We start from the raw sequence: 18,554 nt of genomic DNA on the forward strand, positions 1-18,554 counted from the left end.
GGCATTCCCTCATCTGCTGCCATAGCGCATTCGATTTTCACCCGCCAGACCCGCAATAACGCCTGCGATGCTCGCCTTGCCGAGCGGCAAAATGCAGCTATCCTGCCGAACAATGATCGGCCGCAGCGGGCCGGATAATTCCTCTCCGCGGAGAAACGCCATGAATCCTCCTGTCAGCTCACCCGCCGTCAAGGTCGTCAAATCGGTTCGCGAACAGGTGAGCGCGGAAGAATGGCAGGCGCGGGTCGACCTCGCGGCCTGCTACCGCCTCACCGCGATATACGGCATGACCGAGATGGTCGCCAACCACATCTCCTGCCGCGTGCCGGGGACGACCGACCAGTTCCTGATCAATCCCTACGGTATGCTCTACGAGGAAATCGACGCGTCCAGCCTGATCAAGGTCGACGTCGAGGGCAACACGCTGTTCAACGCCTCCGACTATGACGTCAACGTCGCGGGCTTCGTCATTCACAGCGCGATCCACATGGCCAAGCACGACATGGATTGCGTGGCGCATACGCACACGCCGGCCGGCATGGCGGTCTCGGCCATGGAATGCGGGCTATTACCGCTGGCGCAGACCTCGATGCGGTTTCTCCACATCGCCTATCACGACTTCGAAGGCATCGCCGATGATGTCGATGAGCGCGCGCGGCTGGTCAGGGATCTCGGTGACCACGAAGCCATGATCCTGCGCAACCACGGCCTGCTCGTCGTCGGCCGCACCGTGCCTGCGGCATTCAACGTGCTGTTCCGCCTCGAGCGCGCCTGCCAGGTGCAGGTCATGGCGTTGTCCTGCAACACCAAGCTGATCTACCCGCCGCAGAACGTGCTGGAAGAAACCTACGACAAGATGCGGCCTCGAACCGACCGGCCCGCGCGCAATGGCGAACTCGCCTGGCCGGCGCTGCTGCGCAAGCTCGACCGCACCGATCCGTCGTATCGGAACTGAGCCGCTGGGCACCCCGAAACGCCGCACGAACTTTGGGCGACGCCTGCCTGTAATTTGATCGCACCTGTCGCCGCTAAATCGCCGATGCTGTTATCAGGCGTGGCGACAGGTGCGTCCAGATGAAGACATTCATTCGCGTGGTTGAATTGTGGGTGCCCGACCGAACCCGCACCCGCCTGGAGTTCGGCGGCTGTCTTTGCAGCGACGAGTATTCGGAGTTCAAGGCCGTCAGCGAGAACGCGCTGTTCGCCTATGACGAAGGGCTGCCCGGCAAGGCATGGGCCGCCGGCCATCCGGTCATCCTCACGAAATTCGCAAACTCCTACTTCAAGCGCACGGACGAGGCGATCGAGGCCGGATTGACTTGTGGCGTTGCATTGCCGGTCTTTGCCGGTGAATTCCTGATGGCGGTGATGGTGCTGTTCTGTGGCGACGACCAAAAGCACGTCGGCGCCATCGAGCTCTGGCACAACGACCCCGAGAAGTCCCACGAGATGGGCCTGGTCGACGGCTACTACGGCACCGCCGACATGTTCGAGTTCAATTCGCGGCACACGAAATTCCCGCGCGGCTTCGGCCTTCCCGGCCGTGCCTGGAAGGCCGGCATGCCGCTGATCATCAAGGATCTACACAACGCCAAGAGCTTCCTGCGCTGGGAGGAAGCCAGCGAAATCGGAATCAATTGCGGCGTCGGCATTCCCTACGCCACGCCTCCGGACCAGACCTGGGTCATGACCTTCCTGTCCGCACAGGCAACGCCGATCGCCAGGCGTTTTGAGATCTGGGTGCCGGACCCGTCGCGAACGGTGCTGGTGTTTCAGTCCGGCGATTGCAGCAAGAATGCCGATCTCGCCTCGCTTTATGCGTCAAAGACGATACGCAAGGGCGAAGGCAGCATCGGCGGCGCCTGGGCGACGGGCATGCCCGCCATCAACGAGCATCTGAACGTCGACGAATCCGTTGCGGCGCAGCTAGCGCGCGCAGCCGGCATGAACCAGATCGTCGTTCTTCCCGTAATCGAAAACGCGCTGCTCAAGGCGGTGCTCGCCTGGTATCTCTAGACAGCGGGCGCGCGGGGCCCACTGATCAGGAAACAGGCGGCTTGCGCAGCGTTCTGAAGTAGTTTCGCACCTCCTGCACGAAAAGGTCCGGCTGCTCGAAAGCCGCGAAGTGACCGCCCTTCGGCATTTCGCTCCAGTGCCGGATGTTCGTGTAGCTCGCTTCCATCCACTTTCGCACCGGTGTGACGATTTCCTTGGGGAAGACGGCAACACCGGTCGGCACCGTCACCTTGTGAGCCGTCCGGCGCTTCGGCCCAAAACTTTCCCAGTACAGGCGCGCCGATGAAGCGGCCGTCGCCGTCACCCAATAAAGCATGACATTGTCGAGCAATTCATCCCGGCCGAGGATGTTTTCGGGATGTCCGTCGCAGTCGGTCCAGGCCCAGAACTTTTCCAGGATCCACGCCGCCTGCCCGCTCGGGGAATCCGTCAAGCCGTACCCAAGCGTTTGCGGCCGGGTGGACTGCTGTTTGGAATAACCGGAATCCCAATCGGCGTAATACTGGATGCCCTTCAAGGCCCGCGCCTCTTCCGGCGTCGGCTGTCCCTCCGCATTGGGACGCGCCGACATCGCTAAGGTGATGTGGATGCCGGCGCAATGTTCCGGGTCCTGCGCGCCGAGCGCGGTGGTGATTGCCGATCCCCAATCACCGCCCTGCGCGCCGTATCGCACATATTCGAGGCGATCCATCAGCACCGCCCAACTCGATGCAATGCGATCGATGCCCCAGCCGGTTGTCTTCGGCTTCTCTGAAAAGCCGAAGCCGGGCAGCGACGGGCAAACGACATGAAACGCGTCGGCAGCGTTGCCGCCGTGCGCGGTCGGATCGGTCAAGGGTTCGATCACCTTGTGAAACTCGACCACCGAGCCCGGCCAGCCATGCGTGATGACCAGCGGCATCGCGTCCGGATGCGGCGAACGAGCGTGCAGGAAGTGAATGTCGAGCCCGTCGATTTCGGTGGTGAACTGCGCAAAACGATTAAGCCGCGCCTCGCGCTGGCGCCAATGGTACTCCTCGGCCCAGTAGCGGCAAATATCCTTGATCCATTTCAGCGGCGCGCCCTGACTCCAGTCGTCGACCAGTTCGGCCTCCGGCCAGCGCGTCTTGCGCAGCCGCGATTTGAGATCTTCGAGAACATCGTCCCCGATCGAAATGCGATAGGGTTTGATTTCAGCGCTCATGAAAGGCCCCCCTTTCGTATCCAGGCGAAGCTGCCGGGACGGACTTTCCCAGCAGAAATCATCGTCGCACACGAGGCCGATATCAAGGGAGGCGCCGGGGCGCGCTGATTTTCGCTCCAGACTTCACACGAACGTCGAAGCCGTCAGATGCAGCAGGCGATCAATCCGCTCAGCGCCCTATTGCTTGCGCGATGCAGCCGTCCTCGCATCCTTAAAATTGAGGAAAAGCTTGAAGCCGCAAAAAACGCTTATCAGCGCCGGCGGAAACATGATCGCGACAAGCAGCAAAGGCGACATGTTCGATGAAGGGTCAATCCATCTTTCAAACAACCAAACCAAAGCAAGGTCGATGGAAACGACGAGCAGAGCGAGAGCCAGCAACGGCAGAAATAGCCCGGCGATTATTGAAAGCCAACCAGGAGCAGCAGCCGACCAATCGACGCCATCGAATGCCGGTTCGTGCCGTATGGGCTTGGAGATATCAGCCACGTCGGGCTTGTCGCTTAACCCGACGCTTCGAGGACGCTGGGTCCACGCAACCGCATCATTCATTTTAACAGCCATGACAATTAAACAGCGTGATTATCTTAAAACTGGGATCGCAAGGTTTGATTGGCCGCCAATATCGGCGGCATTGCGCAATCCTATAGCAGCGATTTGATACGGTTTATAGGGCGAAACCGGCTTTATTTGGGTTCCACGGCAATCCACATGTGGAGATATAATTGCAACGCGCGCAAAGATTCGCTCGCGACGGCCGCGACCATGGATGGCAGCCCACTTCATGCGAAAACAACTCCAGGGTGCGCTTCGCCTCGCTCAAGGGCCAAGCAAAGCGAGCCTTCACGCTCCGCGATGATGAACAAATTCGAATGTGGAGCGTTATGCCCGACCGATTAGCGATCTGCAGCCGGTCGAGAGCGCGGGGATGATTCGTATCCTGTTCGTTTCATGGGCGGTTCTCATGCTGGCGTCACAGCTCATTTGCGGCTGCGCCACATTCCTGCATTGGCTTTCGGCAGGCTGACGGCCGCCGCAGCTACGAAGTCTGGCCGATCCTCGTTTGGCAGATATTCGGCCCGCGATCAGTACCAGGGCCACCAGTTATAGCGATGGCGCGGATTGCCGTAGTAACCAGGTCCAGCGTACGGTCCATAGAAATTCTTGTCGCCATAAACCCACCGGGCGACCGGGCGGCGCCGATCCGGTCGGTAGCAATTGCCCGCCTCGTCGCAGATCACCTTCGCGGCCGTGATGAGCGAACCCGGAGCAGGCTGCATATGGCTCAGAAGCGGCGCGGCACTGGCATTGGAAGCAATCAAGAAACTGGCCGCCAGCACCGACGCACAGATCGTTCGCATATCTCGTCTCCCCCTCGCGAATTAACTAGCTGCTGCTCCGAAAATACGAAGCCCCACACCGACAAACAAAAACTAGTTCCGTCCGAGCCTATCCGCTTGACCGAAAGCTGACTAGGCCTCCTGCCCTGATTTTCCAGGGTAAAACCGGGATCGGCCTCGACGGGTTCAGTGGTTATGTCACCACAACCCGCATTCACATCAGGCGATCAAGTGCCCGATAAGCCGAGCCCCGTTCAGGACTGTGGGCGCATCGGACCCGTTGGCCGCCTGCGCTACACCGGATGCCGAATGCCCGCCTGAATTGACGTGTCGCGCAGCGACTGAAGCGTTCCTCTTGGAGAGCCGCACCGGCCGCATTTCAGAATGGAGCATGGATCCGGCAGGGCTTCGACCGGCAACGCAACCGTCAGGCTCCCGCATTGCTCGCAAACCAGCTTGAATGTTTGCCGGTTCATCGAGGCCGCGTTCGTCTCAATATCCATATTAAGATCCATCAACCCGGACTTTGACAAACTGAAACAATGAACGATTGAAAACACCTCAAATTGAGCGCCGGCCTGGACCGCCACCCTGAACCCACAAATTCAGATTCTTGCTGACCTCTGCAACGGGCGAACGCATTTAACCCTAATGGTCCCGAGCCTGGTGTGACGGGCGTTTACTATTCGGCGACGTCAAGAGACCGTACGGGGGTGCAGATCAACGCCCGCGATCTGCCGCTCGCTCACTACGACACAGCCAGCCGATACCGAGCGGTACGCATCGACGCGTCGATCAGGCTGCCGAAGTGTGCAGCCCCCTGCCTGCAGACGACAATGGCTTGGACATTGGATCAACGATCATCATCCTCGTTGCCAATTTCTTTTCACCGGACGGTGGCGCGAGATCGGTCCGGAGGCTAAGTCATCCGCGCCTGCAACGGCTCGCGCGGGATTGCTCGACAGCGACGGCAGGATCGAACGGCCCGGTCCCTTGAAGCGGAGCCCGGCAGCTAGCACCTTGGGCGGCCTGGATCCCTCAATTACCGGACTCCAGTTCGGTGAATTAATACGCCGTGCTTCAAATATGGACGGCCAGCCGCCATCGGAACGCGCGTGCTGCAGGGACTGCGCAACGGGAAAATCGTTAACGCGCGCCGTGGCTTATTTGGGCGGACATTTCGCAGCAAAAACATCACAGCCGCAGAAAAAGTGAGAAAAATGAATGACATCAAGGCGTGACAAGTCCGCCAAAGAGCAAATCCCGGTTCCGCTGAATCGCCGCCTCGATTACAGTTCTGCGTTAAAATTTAACGGGATTGGCGTAACGCTGGTTGCATGGGCAATTGGGGCGGAAATTACCTGAGCCAGACGGTTTTTCGGGGAGCGCTGGCTGCGCTTTTGCTCGTGGCGGTGCTGTGGTCCGGCGCCAGCGCTCAGGTCGCGGACAGCGGCCCCCCGCTTGAGGGAGACGCCTATACGGCCGCGGAGACCGCCTACAAGGCGTTCGGCCAGCGAGATTACAGGGCGTCCGCGGCAAGCGCCGCCGAGGCTGTGGCGCTCCGTCCTGATCTCCTCCGCCTGCATCTCCTCCTGATCGATTCGCTGATCGCCGCGGGCGACCTCACCCGAGCTGAACAGGCCACGAAGGCCGCGTCTGCAGCTTTTGCGGGCAACCAGGAGCTCGAAGGCCGGCAAGCAACCATTCGGCAGCGCCTCGCCCAGCAGCCGGCCAGCGATGGCTACAAGGCGCTTGAAAGGGGCGATGCCAAGGCGGCGATCCGAGCCGCCCGCAGCGCCGTCGAATACGCCCCGGATTCGATGTCCTACCGCTTGTTGCTACTGAGTGCCCAGATCGCGGACAATGATTTGCCGGCGGTATTGGCAACGGCCATTGAAGCGGTCGCACGCGACCGGGCGAACTATGTTCCTCTGGTATGGCGCGGCTATATCAACCAGCGACTGGGGAAGCGCGCTGACGCCATCTCCGACTTCAACGCGGCCCTGGCGATCCCGGGCCTGACCGCAGCCCAGCAGAAGAACGTCCGGTTGATCGCCGCCGATGCAGCTTTGGCGTCAGGCGATTTCAACGCCGCGATCGAATTGCTGGGCCGCTATTCGCGAACTGACCCCAAAGTCGTTACGAGGCTCACCGACGCCGAAGGTGCAAGCCAGCACAGGGGCACGCTTCCGAACAATGGCAGCATGCCGACGCCGGTGCAGGAGTGTTCAACCACCGTCAACGGTGTGGTTTGCGAACTCGAGGCGCCTGCCGTCCTGAGCATATTGATCCCTTCTGCATCGCCGGAAGAAAGGGCCGCAAAGGAAATCTTTGAAGCGAAGGAACGGGCCTATCGGGCGGAACGAGACAAGGACTACAACTTGGCCATCGTCGAGGCGCGCAAAGCTGTTCAGCTTGAACCAGAAGCCGCCACGAACCGCCTCCTGCTGGTCAATATCCTGATGTCCGCCGGCCGCCCTGCGGAAGCTGAGGTCGAAGCAACCAAGGCGATCGACGCGGGGCATTCGAGCGCGGAAATCTATGCGCAGCGCGGCTATGCGCGCAGCAAGCTCAAGAAATTCAGTGGCGCGATGTCAGACTGGGAAAACGCCCTGAAGCGGGGCCTCCCGCCCACTCAGGCCCACGACGTTCGGCTCGCCCTCGCCGATGCTGCCTTGGCTTCCAACGACCCGATGCGGGCATTGCGCGCGCTTCAGAAATTGGCCGTCAGCTATGAGACCGCGATCCGCAAGGCGTATGCACTGCAGGCGCTCGGGCGAAAGGAAGAATCGCTCGTCGAATTCAGAACGGCAGAACGGCTCGCCAAGACCGCTATTCAGCGGGACGGCGCGCTGCGTGCGCAGATCAACACGCTGGTGGAGCTGGACCGCAAACCGGAAGCCCGCATCCTGTTCGATCAGGCAATCGCCGAGGGCAGATTGCGTTCGATTCGGGACGCCGACCTCGGCTATCTCGCCGTCGCCGTAGGCAATGACGAGGAAGGTCTGGCTCGCTTCGATCGCGCGCATGCCCGTGGACAATTGCCAGCTCGGGCCACGATCGATGCGGGATATACCGCCATGCGTCGCTTCGAAAATTCAAAAGCCATCGCGTACCTGATGGAAGGGATCGACGCCAAGGCCGACGGGCGGATCGATATCAACGATCAAAAGCTGTTCGAGACGCGTCGGACCGTTTCGGACCTCGCCCGCGTTTGGGGCATCAACAGTTCGATTACATACGGTAAGGTTGGTTCGGCGCCCAATCCGTTCCAGACGATAACGGCGGCCAGCAGTTACACGTCGCAGTTGGGAACCGAGTTCTATTATCGTCCCGAAGGGATCGGATACAGGAACGGCGCGATATTCGAGCTGTTCGGCCGGCTGTTCGAAACTCTCTATGACCAGTCCGGCGGACCGACCGGCGCACGCACGACGCAGGGCATGGTGGGCGCCCGCTGGAAACCGTTCTCGAACGCCAATCTGGTTTTCGAAGTCGACAAGCTTTTCGCGCTCGGCGATGCGGCCCGCGATGACACGCTGTTGCGCGCCCTCTACTCCCACACAGTCGGAACCGATCTGCGTGTGTTGGATGCGAGCTGGCCGACCTGGTACGTCTATGCGGAAGTGGATCGCTTCCTCGAGAAGCGGCAGCTGGTCGCGATCATGGAAGGCCGTTTCGGACGAAGCTTCCGGCTCGATCCTATCAGCAGCAAGCTGGTCTTCTTCCCGCACGCCGTGCTGGCCGCCAACTACGACGACTCCTTCGCCAACCGTGAGGCCTACTCGGCCGGCGCCGGCGCTTCATTGCGCTACTGGTTTGGCGAGACAAAATATACAGCGCCCCCTTCGTATTGGGAATTGACGCTGCAGTACCGCTGGCGCCTTGCGGGAGATCAGCGGGCGCAGGGGATCTTCGCGCAGACGTCGATAAACTACTGATACGGCACGGTCTGCAAAGCACTCGCTCAATGGTACGCTCTCAGCAGGCAAAGCCCGAGGATTGATGCGTTTCCATCTTCTTGGGATGCAAGGCTCAACTAAAGCGGGACCATTCAAATCGGCTGGCGGCCAAACAAAAAGCCACCTCTCGGTGGCTTTCGTCGTTTTCTGTTTCTTGCGCAGAGGTCAGATCATGCCGCTGCTGGCATGCATCCAGCTTGGCGCCGATACATGCCAAAACCTAGCCCCGCAAAGCCGAGAAGCATCATGATCCAGGTCGAGGGTTCGGGCACTGCGGCAGTGAACTGCACCTCGCTCAGCAATATCCAAGGCTGCAGATTTGGAATGTAGGCGCTGTTCTTGAAGTCATTGACGTTATCGAGGAAGCAATTGGTGGCGGGGGCGTCGCACCCGTATCCGACGACATGATTGTTGTAATAATTGATGCCATCCAGCAGCAAAGACCCCCTGTTCAGGGTCAGGCTGAAAGTATCGCTGGAAAGGATGGGCGAGGCGAAGGCAAGCGTAATAACTTCAGTTCCGGTGTACGGGTTGTTCAGATAGTCGGTAAAGGTTGTCGTATAGGTCGGCGTAAAAGTCGTGTTGCCGGCGGTAGTGATCGATACACCTACCGAAGCGGGCTGGCCCACGAGGCCCCCAAAGCCGAGCGTACTAGCGTACGAACTCGCCACGTACAGTGTAATCGAGCTGACACTCTTGCCGGCCTCAAGATGAAAAATGATGGTGGGATCTTGATACTTCCAGCCGACGTAGTTTTGGGGCACGAACGAGTAATTCTGGCTTGGAATGGTATTGTCGGTCAGTTTGCCCGTTCCGCCTGTCAGCCACGCTTCCTTGGCGGCCCCATTTGACGGCACGACCAATGAAGAGCCGTTGGTATTTGCATTGGTTGGAACGGAATAGGTCGAATCGAAATAGTTGTAGTTGCCGTTTTGAATCAGCCCATTGCCATTGTTCATTTCGTAGCTGGTAACGGTGACCGGGACCGCCGATGCGGCCGTGGAACCTAGCAAGGTAATCGATAGAGCAATGAGCAACCCAGGCCGTAGCGACATATTAAACTCCTCAAGAGGTGAACAATTAAATCGAACACCATCGCTTATTGTTACTACTTTATTACCACGGACCTTGTCCGATGCAAGATGCGTCTTCCGTGGCAGCGTTTATCGTTAACAGGCTGAACGCGCAGGTTGTTGCGAATGGATCTCCACACGCGCAACCCGCCGGATTTGAAGCCCTTTTTGCCAAAGCGCAGCTCGATTCCCCTGGCTGACTCTCGCTCCAGATATGTCCCCTTAAAAGCGCCAAGGTTCAATGCTCAAAAAGCCCGTGATAACCGTCCGGTAAGCTTGACTGGCCTTTAATTCGGGGACCTAAATTAACCAATTCGATTTAAAATGATGGCCCGATTCGCCTCACCCCGAGCGATGGCCCCGGTGCGGACTAGTTCTGCCGCCGACTGTCCGAACGGTACTTTGCGGTGAGATTGCCCGGCTGACGTGCCTGCAGGGCCGGATCTGGCACCCTCGCGAACTCGTTGGTCACGCCGTCTGACGCCAGTCCACGAAAAAGAAAAAAGCCCCGGTCGGTGACGACGATATCCCCCTTTTGAAGCAGGGTGTCGTTCATGGCCATCTCCGAGGCGATACGCTCCGCTTCAGCCGGCGAGGGCGGCGGACGCTTGATACGGCCGTGGTCCTGCGCAAACGCTTCTGCGCCCAGGGTCAAGGCCAACAATGCGAGCAGGCACTTCCGCATGACGTCCCACGCAAAGATCGACGCCATTTCATATCACAGCCGCCGACAGAAGGGCGCTGGAAGGCTCAGACGTCCGCTCGAATCTTGGCCATCCCCGAGCATACCGTGGCGGCGAACCTGTTTTCCGGTGCCGTTTTCAGTTCGCTGCCCGGCTGATTATCGTCCCGGTCCGATTGACCGTGCAATGCCCTTTCGAGCTTCAGCCAGTCGCTCTCTTTGATTTCGGTCGATTCATTCAGCGCGGCAAGCAATGCGCTTGTCAGTTTATCCGACACGGCCACAGTCCCCTGCTCCATTGGCACCATCCCGGCTCTCACGCCGGAAGAACGGTGTCGCAACCACTCAAAGCCGCTGATCGAACTCAATGCTGTCTGAGCTAGAAATCCCAACTACGGGACGATTCGCAAGCGTGCCGCCGAATTCGCCTGCGTTTTTCCAACTCTAGATGAACGGCTCTTGAGCTCGTTTGATAGCCCACAAAGGGGGCCGTTGATATGAACGCTTGTTTGGCTTGGCTAATTCTTCTGCGCCGCGGCAGGAATGCAACAGCGCAATATCGCCGTGAGAAAATTCGACGGAAGCGGGAATATTCCCGGACGATAGGACCAACCCGCTGGGCAACCATGGTCCGGTTTGGGAGCATGTCTTGTGCGCACGCCAAGAAGCGGACTGCCTAGACCCCTAAGAGCCATTCCACACCGGTGAATATCGCCCACAGCCAACCAACCATGGCGATCCCGATTGCCGCCAAGTAGAGCGGCGGCGTCAGTCCTTGACGCAACTTTATCATTGTGAACTTCGCAAAGCTTCCGCCTCGGACAGACGTTCGCGAAGGCGTCGCAATTCGAGATATCGTTCCGCAATGGTCTCGGCCGGCTGCTTTTTCAAGGCCTTCGGCGGCTTCTTTGGTTTCGGCAGAATGGTCGTGCGGCTGTGCGCTTTCATGTGTGCCCCCTCCTCCTGCCTGAGAACTCAGGCAAACGGCATGCCAGTTAAATTCGGTGATGCAACTGGACTCCGTTTAACCTTTGTCGGCGCGTTTTTATGGGAGTTCGATAACGGTTGCGTGACCCATTTGGGGGACGTCGCGAAAAAAACCGCGGGCCAAACATAGCTAGTTAGGCGTTGATCGGTCGGTCCGTATCCAATGGGATGCTGTGCCGCCTAGCAACATCCGGCCGTAGAACCCGATCTTTTTAAATGCAAAAGAACCGAACGATAATACCACGTGCGCCGGAAAAACCTCGCGCCCGAATCTAAACCAGGCCAGAAGAACACATAGGATAAATCCAGCGAGATTGCCGCCCGCGATCAGGGTGGGCAACCACGGACCTCCAAGCAATGTGACCAATGAAGTCAGGCCCATCATGCCGACGATCATCAGCGCAAGCAGAGAGAGCGGCGGCACCAAAAGATCAAGCGCCAGCACAAGAACATTGGCGTCGCCGCGCTTCAAGCCGCCAGCCAGAAGCTGCGGAACGAATCTTCCGATCATAGCGAGATGACCCTGCACCCAGCGTTGACGCTGGCTGTCGGTGCCCTTGGCGCTGGTCGGGAATGTGCTGGTAACTTTCACGAACGGAAAGAAATACGGAGCCTTGCCCGCTTGCGCGAGATCGAGCCCCAGCTTCAAATCCTCAACCAGATGACCGCTGGCCAATGGTACGGAGCTGATCGCATTCCACGGAAACATCATTCCCGTTCCCATCAATTGAACGGGACAATGAAGGTTTCTCAGTCCAAGGGGACGGATCCAGTTTCTGAGAATCCAGGCGAACTCCGCGAAGCTGTGATTGATGGGTGAATTTTCAGCGCTTCGCATCATGAACAGCGCTTGTACCGGCCGCTGAACCTGCTGACAGACCCGCTTCAGCCCTTCGATCAGGTCGGCCTCGAGCCGGCAATCGGCGTCGACGAAGAGAACAAAATCAGGTGAGTCCTTGGCAAGATAGGTTATGCCCCACCCCATCGCGAATCCCTTGCCGATTCTTTCGCGGTCGTTGCGGACAACAACTTCCGCACCCGCTTCGGCCGCGACCGCCGCGGTATCATCAGTGCAATTATCGGCAATGACGACAAGGCGGTCTCCAGCGCGAAGCTGGGATTTGATATCCTGCAACGTCGGAACGAGGCCCAGGCTCTCATTGTGCGCGGGAACGATGACTGCGAGGCGCTTCTCGCTATTTAATTCCTGGACTTCGAAAGGCTCCAGCCTCGGCGCCTTGAGGGCCGCAATGACTTCAACCAGCAGGACAGCGACGGGAACGCTGAGCAATCCAGCCAGAGCGGCCAAGATCAACATCGCAAAAACCGATCTCGAAACGTTTGACTTAACGTTTTGTCAGGCAAAAAAGAGAATATGGAAGCGGGATATAAATATCCTGTTTCCAGCTCGATTACTACTATATTTCCCAATTAGATAAATAGGCGCGCGGAACAAAAATGGGCATCTTTAACGGGCCTACTTTGGGATAAAGTCAGGCAGAGCATCCTTCATGAAGATCGCCTATCTGGTTAACCATTATCCGGCTGTCAGCCACAGTTTCATTCGGCGCGAGATCCTGGCGCTCGAACGCCTGGGGCACGAGATCGTGCGCATATCGGTGCGGGGCTGGGACGATGCGCAGCGCGGTTCCGAAGATCAGCTGGAGCAGACTCGCACGCGTTACGTCCTGCGCGGCGGTGCGGGGCCGCTGCTGGTTTCATTTTTGCGGATCCTGGCAACCAACCCCGTCGGCCTGTTTCGCGCGCTCGTTCTGACGTTGAAGGTCGGCCTGCGGGCGGAGCGCCCCCTTCCCGTTCATCTGATTTATTTGCTCGAAGCATGTCAGGTAGCCCTTTGGTTACGCAGCGAAAACGTGCAGCACCTGCACGTTCATTTCGGAACCAATTCGGCCGAAGTCGCGATGCTTGTCGGCGAACTGGGCGGGCCGCCCTGGAGCTTCACCGCCCACGGACCTGAAGAATTCGACAAGCCGAAATTCATCTCGCTTCCCGAGAAAATCCAGCGGGCTCGCTTTGTCGTCGCGGTCAGTTCATTCGGACGCAGTCAGCTCTTTCGCAATGTCACCCACGCGTATTGGCCGAAGATAAAAGTGGTCCATTGCGGGCTTGAGCCAACTTTCCACGAAACCGACGTCACCGCGCCGGCAGGCAGTGAACGACGACTGGTTTGCGTGGGGCGCTTGTGTGAACAGAAGGGGCAGTTGCTCCTGATCGAGGCAGCACGGCTGCTGGCGGAGCGCGGGACAAAATTCGAACTGGTGCTCGCCGGCGACGGCGAAATGCGCGGCGAGATCGAGACGCTCATCGCAAAGTACAAGCTGGCTGGCATTGTGCGAGTAACGGGCTGGATCAGCAGTGACGAGGTGCGGGCCGAAATTCTCGCAGCCCGCGCGCTGGTGTTGCCGAGCTTCGCCGAAGGTCTGCCGGTCGTCATCATGGAAGCCATGGCGCTCCGCAGACCGGTCATCAGTACGTTCGTCGCCGGCATCCCCGAACTGATCGAGCATGGTGAGCACGGCTGGCTGGTTCCTGCCGGCGATCTCGAGAGCCTGGCTGCGGCAATGGGAGAATGTCTTGGCACGGCGCCGGAAGCGATCACGCAAATGGGAGAAAGTGCCCGCCAAAGGGTTTTGGAGCGCCATGATGTCGACAAGGAAGCGGCTAAGCTGATCGGGCTGATTGAAGCCTAGACCGGGCGGTTGGGCCGACAAATTGCCGGCACCCCCGTTGCGCCATACCTCATACTTCCAGGTAGTGAGATGAGGATATCGCTTTCCCTGTTGGCGGTCGTGACGATGATCGGCTCGGTGCAGCCGACCGTCGGTCAGGTCAATATGCAGTATAGCGGCCGCTATGGCGGACAGTACGCCGGCCAGTATGGCGGGCAATTTAGCGGCCAATACAGCGGACAATATTACGGACGAGGGAGCAGCGACCAGACTGCGTCGCCAAACGCGCTCGACAGAAAGCTTGATATAATTGGCGCTCCGGTCAATTCCGGTTCGTGCGGGCAACTCTACTATCCGTCGCCCGGAACGGATTATGTAATGCACGATCGTCAGGGGCGCCGCTGTTATTAGAGCGGCGCGTTTTCTCTGATCGGCTCCTGATCGAATTAGCGAACAGTAAAAGCCCGCCCGTGGGCGGTCCTGGCATTCGTGAACTTTTATCAGGCCCGCTCAGGCCGTAGCGCAACCGCTTCGGCGCTGGCGATAAGCGAATACGCCGATACCCGCAAAGCCCAAAATCATTACCGCCCAGGTCGAAGCCTCAGGTACAGCCGGGGTGGCTTGCGTGGCGTCGAAGCTCATCGACGAGAAGTTTCCCACGGCGCGCGGGCAGTCGGGCGCCAAAAACACCGATCCCGACGAAGCCTAGCAGCAGCATGACCCAGGTAGCCGGCTCCGGAATGGAGGATACCGCTGCGTCAAAATTCAGCGCATTGAGATTTAACACGGGGTCTGACGAGGTCAGCAAAATCGTCTTGAACGGCGTGTCGTCAGTTACGCCGAAAAAGCTCTTGAGATCGTAAGCACCTCCCAAGCTGGGCAACGTCAGCGTTTCGCCATTGGAAAGTGTGAACGTCACGTCGGATCCGAAGAAGGTATCGAAACTCAACGCGAATGCCTTTACCGGGGCGGCAAGCGTGATCAGGATATTTGCGACGCCAGTACTTTGTTGCTGCGAGGACAAGGCCGGAAAAAAACCGTTGGACCCACTGAACGTCGGTCCAATGTTGTAGAAACTTCCGTTGCCCAAGGCGGCATTCGTCGCAAACAGTACACCGCCATAGCTGACGGAGGCCGTGCCGCTTCCAAAATCGTCATATCCCTCAGAACCTGTCGGATCGGGAATTGCAAGGGAGGTGTAGCTGGGTACAGCCGAGTCCCACGAAGAGAAGTTGGAGTAAGTGACCAAGCCGGCGTTCGCATTGACCGTGCCTGCAAACAACATCAGTACCGCCCCTAGGGCAGCCGAGTTCATCTTCGTGAACATCAAAATTCCCGAAATTTTTGTGTGAAAACGAACGCGGCACTGATTCGCTTCTGAATATTAGCGGAAACGCGCGATCATCGAAAAGAAATTAAAATTTAATCCGGATTGGAGCACGTATTTATTTTCCTACCCGATCTGGGGTGCCCGCAAGTGGAGAAGCCGCAAAACATATGGAGACTGGTCGCCTGACGAAACTCCACCGGCGGGAGACGACCAGTTTCACATTTCCCGACCAAACACTTCCAGGTATTCGGAGGCGCCGCCGGGACGGTCATCTTCAAATACGCCGATGACCAGCCGGCCCGTCTTCCAGGCCAGTCCGTCGAGATTGGTCTTGTGCTTGCCTGCAATTGGCGCGCGCGCATCGGCGTGGTGACCGTGTACGACGTATCGGCTCCCGTGTCCGATGTCGGCATCGCGGGGATAACGCTTCCACAGCAACGTTTCCTCGTTCTGCTGGTCGAGCGGAGCTTTCGGATCGACCGCGGCATGAACGAATATCCTGTGTCGATCGACATGCATCAGCGGAAGATTGACCATCCAGTCAAGGTGATCGGCCGGGATCGCTCGCAAATCGGGAAGCGCCGGGCTTTGGCCATATGACGCCAGCGTCTCGCCTCCCCCGTTCCTGAGCCACCAGTCGAGTTCTGCCCTGTTCTCACGGACCGCACACATCATGGCTTCGTGGTTGCCCTTCAGATTGACGACCTTCGCTTCCTCCGGTCTCCAGTTCATGAGACGCTCGATGACCTGCCTGCTCTGCGGCCCACGGTCGACGTAATCGCCCAGGGTTATGATCGTGGAAGCCGTCCCCTCTGCATGCCGCATGACCGCGTCAATGGCGCGATCGAGGAGATCCAGTCGGCCATGAAGATCGGGTATGGCGTACGTTCGGCTCACGGCAACCTTGGTCAAGAGCTGGTCCTGAAGGGAAACGAGCTTAGCAAGTGTTGCACAAACCAGCCACCTCACGGAAAGCGCCTGCAAGAGCAAGCGCCCTGGTGGCTGATTTCACGAGGGGAAGTGCCGATGATCGAGCTTAAGCAGGCGTCGCCGGAGCGGCGCGGTTGCGGACACGGCGCGCGAGCGCAAAACAAAGGCCCAGAAAGGCATCGAACAGGAACAGCAGAAGAACCGCAACGACGAAAAGGCCGATGCCGGTGAGATCGTGCAGAATCCCCTCGAGCATGTCGGGCCCCAAGTAGTAAGCGATCAGTACCAACGCGAAAACCCGAAAGAAATTTGCAATGATGGTAATGGGTATGATCGCCGCGAGAAGGAACAGGCTGCGGATTTTCTCCTGCCAGCGAAATGCATAGGCGTAGAAAACGCCGATCGCGGATAGTGCAAAAATCGAATTCATTCCGGAACAGGCGTCCTTTACCAGGAGCTGATAGGTTCCGATCATGATCATGACGCCGTTCTGGGCAACCGGAAAACCCGTCGCATAAAGCACGTTGGTTACGACGTTCGAAATAAAGACCTTCAGCGGCACCGTGGCGGCATCGACCAGCCAGTCGGGCATCGGCACTGCAAAGATCAAGAAGCCGATCGGAAATGCGAGTACCCGCAACGCCGGCCATCCGGCCGAAATCAGGACGCACCCGATGATGACGGGGATCAAGGAAAAGGTTTCGAAGGTGACCAGTCCTTGCTGGATACGGGCCAGATAGAGGAGGATCAGGCCACCGAGAAGAGCAACCCACCCCATGACGGGAGCCGAAGAAATTTCCGCGGCCTTCAACTTCTCGCGCGATTGCCAGGTCAGCCAGAGTGAGGCCGCAATGATGAGCGGGCCATGGCCCTCCTGCTCCGTCTGCCAAGGCCCATCAATCAAACTGAGAATGGTCTGGGCATAGGCAGCGATCACAGAGACGCCAAGCAGCGCCGGCCACAAAAATGGGCCAAGAAAACCAGCCTTCGCCGATGGCATTACTTGAGAATATGTCATTCAAATACCAACAGGTTCCAAAACTGGTCTACTGATAGCATTAAAAGGAACAAGCCGCTTATCTCCGCACTATCAAAACCGCGTAACCAGCGCCAGCAAGAATCAGGATCAGCGCAAGATAGAACGAACCGGCATTTCCGACCTGGTTAGCGACGGCGAATACGATGCCGGCCAGCATGAAATGCAGCAACGTCCGATTGTCTCGCTCGGTGAACTGAAAGAACGCGATCACCAGCGCCACGAAACAAGTAACGGTCAACACATCAAAAAACGTTGTCATTTCACGTCGATATCGCCTTGAGGAACATTTTTACGACGGCGCGATTACATCCTGCGCTCAGTTCTTCTTGCCATCTCCCGGCTGCATGATCTTTGCGTATTCACCTTCATATTTCGCTTCGAGGTTCGCCGAGTAGGCCGCAATCCCCTGTTCGGCCTTGACCGCATCCGCGCGCATCAATTGCCGCGCCAGATTGGCCGCGGCCTCTCCTTCGAGCGGGCGCGGCTCCTCTCCCTTGACTTTGAAAAACATCCCGTTCTGGCCGGCGCGAACGAAAAGCACGTCATCCGCCTTCTTAGCCTCGATCAAACCGTAAAACTCCGGTGGGAGATCGCCGCTATTCAGCGCGCCCATTTGTCGGCCGTGGGGGATTCCGGCTGCGGTAAGCTTCTGGTCGATTTCGTCAAGCGATTTGGCATCCTTGTTCGCTTCGACGAAGGACTGGGAGGACGGCCCTAATGGAAATGCGATTTGTTCAACGCTGAGCAATTTTCTGCCGGCGAATTTCGCCGGGTTATTGGCGATGTACTTGTCGACATCTGCCTTGCCCGGGGCCTTGGCCGCCGCTGTTCGCTGCAGATACGCATTCTCGAGAATCTGTTCGCGCGACCTCAAGAGATCCAACAGCACGCCCGGCTCGCGATCAAGCTTCGCCGCTATGGCCTGGCGGAGCAGATATTTGCGCACGACCAGGTCACCCAGGACGCGCTTGACGAACGCGGGGTCCTTCTGCTTTTCCGGCGGCACGTTCGCCCAGCGGAACTCGGTCTCAAGATCCTGGACGGTCACGACTTCCTCGCCGACACGCGCAACGACCTGCCCTTTGGAAGCCGCGGGCTGATCGCTTTTCTTACCGCACCCGGCCAAGGCGACCGCGCTACAAGTAAGCAAAACGGCAAGCCGGGCGATCTTGATGGACATACCCTTCATCCAGAAACTCCGTGCATCCAATAGGCCGAGAAGTATATACAACGGGCTGGCCGTGCCCTAATCTTGGTATGACTAAACAGCCCGCTGCCCCGGGTCGAGCCGATAACGCTTTTTCACTGCGGTTTCCGTTATT

At 58.4% G+C, this 18,554-nt stretch carries 21 protein-coding genes and 1 pseudogene; 6 read left to right on the forward strand and 16 right to left on the reverse strand.

The features are described from left to right. Nucleotides 1-9: 9 nt before the first annotated feature. Nucleotides 10-162, reverse strand: coding sequence for a hypothetical protein (locus ACH79_RS42285; protein ID WP_161856045.1), 153 nt, complete (start codon nucleotides 160-162; stop codon nucleotides 10-12). Between ACH79_RS42285 and ACH79_RS42290 the strand changes: the two genes are divergently transcribed. Continuing rightward, on the forward strand, nucleotides 161-955 hold the full coding sequence (locus ACH79_RS42290) for a class II aldolase/adducin family protein (protein ID WP_161856046.1): 795 nt from the start codon (nucleotides 161-163) through the stop codon (nucleotides 953-955). The two genes, ACH79_RS42285 and ACH79_RS42290, sit on opposite strands and share 2 nt — an antisense overlap. Before the next feature lie 119 nt (nucleotides 956-1,074). Beyond that, nucleotides 1,075-2,016 (forward strand): GAF domain-containing protein, encoded by a 942-nt coding sequence (locus ACH79_RS42295; RefSeq protein ID WP_161856047.1) that lies wholly within the window; start codon nucleotides 1,075-1,077, stop codon nucleotides 2,014-2,016. 25 nt (nucleotides 2,017-2,041) lie between these two features. On the opposite strand, the gene ACH79_RS42300 is transcribed toward ACH79_RS42295, so the two are convergent. The 4 genes from ACH79_RS42300 to ACH79_RS42315 form a co-directional block, all read right to left on the reverse strand. Further along, nucleotides 2,042-3,199: an epoxide hydrolase family protein gene (locus ACH79_RS42300; RefSeq protein ID WP_161856048.1), complete on the reverse strand. Its 1,158-nt coding sequence runs from the start codon at nucleotides 3,197-3,199 to the stop codon at nucleotides 2,042-2,044. A 177-nt stretch (nucleotides 3,200-3,376) separates the two neighbouring features. Then, nucleotides 3,377-3,751 carry a hypothetical protein gene (locus ACH79_RS42305; protein WP_161856049.1) on the reverse strand — a complete coding sequence of 125 codons (375 nt, stop codon included), beginning with the start codon at nucleotides 3,749-3,751 and terminating at the stop codon, nucleotides 3,377-3,379. Between the two features lie 533 nt (nucleotides 3,752-4,284). Continuing rightward, nucleotides 4,285-4,560 carry a hypothetical protein gene (locus tag ACH79_RS42310; RefSeq protein WP_161856050.1) on the reverse strand — a complete coding sequence of 92 codons (276 nt, stop codon included), beginning with the start codon at nucleotides 4,558-4,560 and terminating at the stop codon, nucleotides 4,285-4,287. A gap of 272 nt (nucleotides 4,561-4,832) precedes the next feature. Beyond that, the gene (locus ACH79_RS42315; protein WP_161856051.1) at nucleotides 4,833-5,129 is read right to left on the reverse strand and encodes a hypothetical protein; all 297 of its coding nucleotides are present in this window, start codon (nucleotides 5,127-5,129) and stop codon (nucleotides 4,833-4,835) included. Between the two features lie 525 nt (nucleotides 5,130-5,654). Here ACH79_RS42315 and ACH79_RS44935 point away from each other — a divergent pair. Both ACH79_RS44935 and ACH79_RS42320 read left to right on the forward strand, forming a co-directional pair. Beyond that, complete coding sequence (locus ACH79_RS44935; protein WP_256380297.1) at nucleotides 5,655-5,780, forward strand: hypothetical protein; 126 nt, start codon at nucleotides 5,655-5,657, stop codon at nucleotides 5,778-5,780. Nucleotides 5,781-5,876: 96 nt separating this feature from the next. Further along, nucleotides 5,877-8,480, forward strand: a complete 2,604-nt coding sequence (locus tag ACH79_RS42320; protein ID WP_161856052.1) for a bacteriophage N4 adsorption protein A — start codon at nucleotides 5,877-5,879, stop codon at nucleotides 8,478-8,480. 191 nt (nucleotides 8,481-8,671) lie between these two features. Here ACH79_RS42320 and ACH79_RS42325 read toward each other — a convergent pair whose 3' ends face one another. From ACH79_RS42325 to ACH79_RS42345, 5 genes are all read right to left on the reverse strand, one after another. After that, nucleotides 8,672-9,556, reverse strand: coding sequence for a PEP-CTERM sorting domain-containing protein (locus tag ACH79_RS42325; protein WP_161856053.1), 885 nt, complete (start codon nucleotides 9,554-9,556; stop codon nucleotides 8,672-8,674). Between the two features lie 388 nt (nucleotides 9,557-9,944). Beyond that, nucleotides 9,945-10,286 carry a hypothetical protein gene (locus ACH79_RS42330; RefSeq protein WP_161856054.1) on the reverse strand — a complete coding sequence of 114 codons (342 nt, stop codon included), beginning with the start codon at nucleotides 10,284-10,286 and terminating at the stop codon, nucleotides 9,945-9,947. 38 nt (nucleotides 10,287-10,324) lie between these two features. Further along, nucleotides 10,325-10,555: a hypothetical protein gene (locus ACH79_RS42335; RefSeq protein WP_161856055.1), complete on the reverse strand. Its 231-nt coding sequence runs from the start codon at nucleotides 10,553-10,555 to the stop codon at nucleotides 10,325-10,327. A 490-nt stretch (nucleotides 10,556-11,045) separates the two neighbouring features. Then, complete coding sequence (locus ACH79_RS42340) at nucleotides 11,046-11,204, reverse strand: hypothetical protein (RefSeq protein WP_161856056.1); 159 nt, start codon at nucleotides 11,202-11,204, stop codon at nucleotides 11,046-11,048. A 169-nt stretch (nucleotides 11,205-11,373) separates the two neighbouring features. Further along, the gene (locus ACH79_RS42345) at nucleotides 11,374-12,561 is read right to left on the reverse strand and encodes a glycosyltransferase family 2 protein (RefSeq protein ID WP_161856057.1); all 1,188 of its coding nucleotides are present in this window, start codon (nucleotides 12,559-12,561) and stop codon (nucleotides 11,374-11,376) included. Nucleotides 12,562-12,754: 193 nt separating this feature from the next. Between ACH79_RS42345 and ACH79_RS42350 the strand changes: the two genes are divergently transcribed. Beyond that, complete coding sequence (locus ACH79_RS42350) at nucleotides 12,755-13,954, forward strand: glycosyltransferase (RefSeq protein ID WP_161856058.1); 1,200 nt, start codon at nucleotides 12,755-12,757, stop codon at nucleotides 13,952-13,954. A 90-nt stretch (nucleotides 13,955-14,044) separates the two neighbouring features. Next, nucleotides 14,045-14,344, forward strand: coding sequence for a hypothetical protein (locus ACH79_RS42355; protein ID WP_161856059.1), 300 nt, complete (start codon nucleotides 14,045-14,047; stop codon nucleotides 14,342-14,344). Between the two features lie 99 nt (nucleotides 14,345-14,443). Here ACH79_RS42355 and ACH79_RS45425 read toward each other — a convergent pair. The 6 genes and pseudogenes from ACH79_RS45425 to ACH79_RS42380 form a co-directional block, all read right to left on the reverse strand. After that, nucleotides 14,444-14,554: pseudogene (locus tag ACH79_RS45425) on the reverse strand (PEP-CTERM sorting domain-containing protein); the annotation flags it as partial. Then, nucleotides 14,535-15,260 carry a PEP-CTERM sorting domain-containing protein gene (locus ACH79_RS42360; protein WP_161856060.1) on the reverse strand — a complete coding sequence of 242 codons (726 nt, stop codon included), beginning with the start codon at nucleotides 15,258-15,260 and terminating at the stop codon, nucleotides 14,535-14,537. The gene ACH79_RS42360 and the pseudogene ACH79_RS45425, both read right to left, overlap by 20 nt. 219 nt (nucleotides 15,261-15,479) lie before the next feature. Then, nucleotides 15,480-16,247: a metallophosphoesterase gene (locus tag ACH79_RS42365; RefSeq protein WP_161856061.1), complete on the reverse strand. Its 768-nt coding sequence runs from the start codon at nucleotides 16,245-16,247 to the stop codon at nucleotides 15,480-15,482. 52 nt (nucleotides 16,248-16,299) lie between these two features. Further along, a complete protein-coding gene (gene xrtV, locus ACH79_RS42370; protein ID WP_161856062.1) occupies nucleotides 16,300-17,193 on the reverse strand; it encodes an exosortase V in 894 nt (297 codons plus the stop codon). 76 nt (nucleotides 17,194-17,269) lie between these two features. Continuing rightward, nucleotides 17,270-17,491, reverse strand: coding sequence for an XrtV sorting system accessory protein (locus ACH79_RS42375; RefSeq protein WP_161856063.1), 222 nt, complete (start codon nucleotides 17,489-17,491; stop codon nucleotides 17,270-17,272). A 57-nt stretch (nucleotides 17,492-17,548) separates the two neighbouring features. Beyond that, complete coding sequence (locus tag ACH79_RS42380) at nucleotides 17,549-18,421, reverse strand: hypothetical protein (protein ID WP_161856064.1); 873 nt, start codon at nucleotides 18,419-18,421, stop codon at nucleotides 17,549-17,551. Nucleotides 18,422-18,554: the final 133 nt, after the last annotated feature.

This window comes from Bradyrhizobium sp. CCBAU 051011, assembly GCF_009930815.1.
GTDB lineage: Bacteria > Pseudomonadota > Alphaproteobacteria > Rhizobiales > Xanthobacteraceae > Bradyrhizobium.

Bases quoted from the DNA above. Each gene is read 5' to 3' on its own strand.
- ACH79_RS42290 (WP_161856046.1), top strand. From the start codon at position 161: ATGAATCCTCCTGTCAGCTCACCCGCCGTCAAGGTCGTCAAATCGGTT.
- ACH79_RS42285 (WP_161856045.1), bottom strand. From the start codon at position 162: ATGGCGTTTCTCCGCGGAGAGGAATTATCCGGCCCGCTGCGGCCGATC.
- ACH79_RS42295 (WP_161856047.1), top strand. From the start codon at position 1,075: ATGAAGACATTCATTCGCGTGGTTGAATTGTGGGTGCCCGACCGAACC.
- ACH79_RS42300 (WP_161856048.1), bottom strand. From the start codon at position 3,199: ATGAGCGCTGAAATCAAACCCTATCGCATTTCGATCGGGGACGATGTT.
- ACH79_RS42305 (WP_161856049.1), bottom strand. From the start codon at position 3,751: ATGAATGATGCGGTTGCGTGGACCCAGCGTCCTCGAAGCGTCGGGTTA.
- ACH79_RS42310 (WP_161856050.1), bottom strand. From the start codon at position 4,560: ATGCGAACGATCTGTGCGTCGGTGCTGGCGGCCAGTTTCTTGATTGCT.
- ACH79_RS42320 (WP_161856052.1), top strand. From the start codon at position 5,877: ATGGGCAATTGGGGCGGAAATTACCTGAGCCAGACGGTTTTTCGGGGA.
- ACH79_RS42325 (WP_161856053.1), bottom strand. From the start codon at position 9,556: ATGTCGCTACGGCCTGGGTTGCTCATTGCTCTATCGATTACCTTGCTA.
- ACH79_RS42330 (WP_161856054.1), bottom strand. From the start codon at position 10,286: ATGGCGTCGATCTTTGCGTGGGACGTCATGCGGAAGTGCCTGCTCGCA.
- ACH79_RS42335 (WP_161856055.1), bottom strand. From the start codon at position 10,555: ATGGAGCAGGGGACTGTGGCCGTGTCGGATAAACTGACAAGCGCATTG.
- ACH79_RS42340 (WP_161856056.1), bottom strand. From the start codon at position 11,204: ATGAAAGCGCACAGCCGCACGACCATTCTGCCGAAACCAAAGAAGCCG.
- ACH79_RS42345 (WP_161856057.1), bottom strand. From the start codon at position 12,561: ATGTTGATCTTGGCCGCTCTGGCTGGATTGCTCAGCGTTCCCGTCGCT.
- ACH79_RS42350 (WP_161856058.1), top strand. From the start codon at position 12,755: ATGAAGATCGCCTATCTGGTTAACCATTATCCGGCTGTCAGCCACAGT.
- ACH79_RS42360 (WP_161856060.1), bottom strand. From the start codon at position 15,260: ATGTTCACGAAGATGAACTCGGCTGCCCTAGGGGCGGTACTGATGTTG.
- xrtV (WP_161856062.1), bottom strand. From the start codon at position 17,193: ATGCCATCGGCGAAGGCTGGTTTTCTTGGCCCATTTTTGTGGCCGGCG.
- ACH79_RS42375 (WP_161856063.1), bottom strand. From the start codon at position 17,491: ATGACAACGTTTTTTGATGTGTTGACCGTTACTTGTTTCGTGGCGCTG.
- ACH79_RS42380 (WP_161856064.1), bottom strand. From the start codon at position 18,421: ATGAAGGGTATGTCCATCAAGATCGCCCGGCTTGCCGTTTTGCTTACT.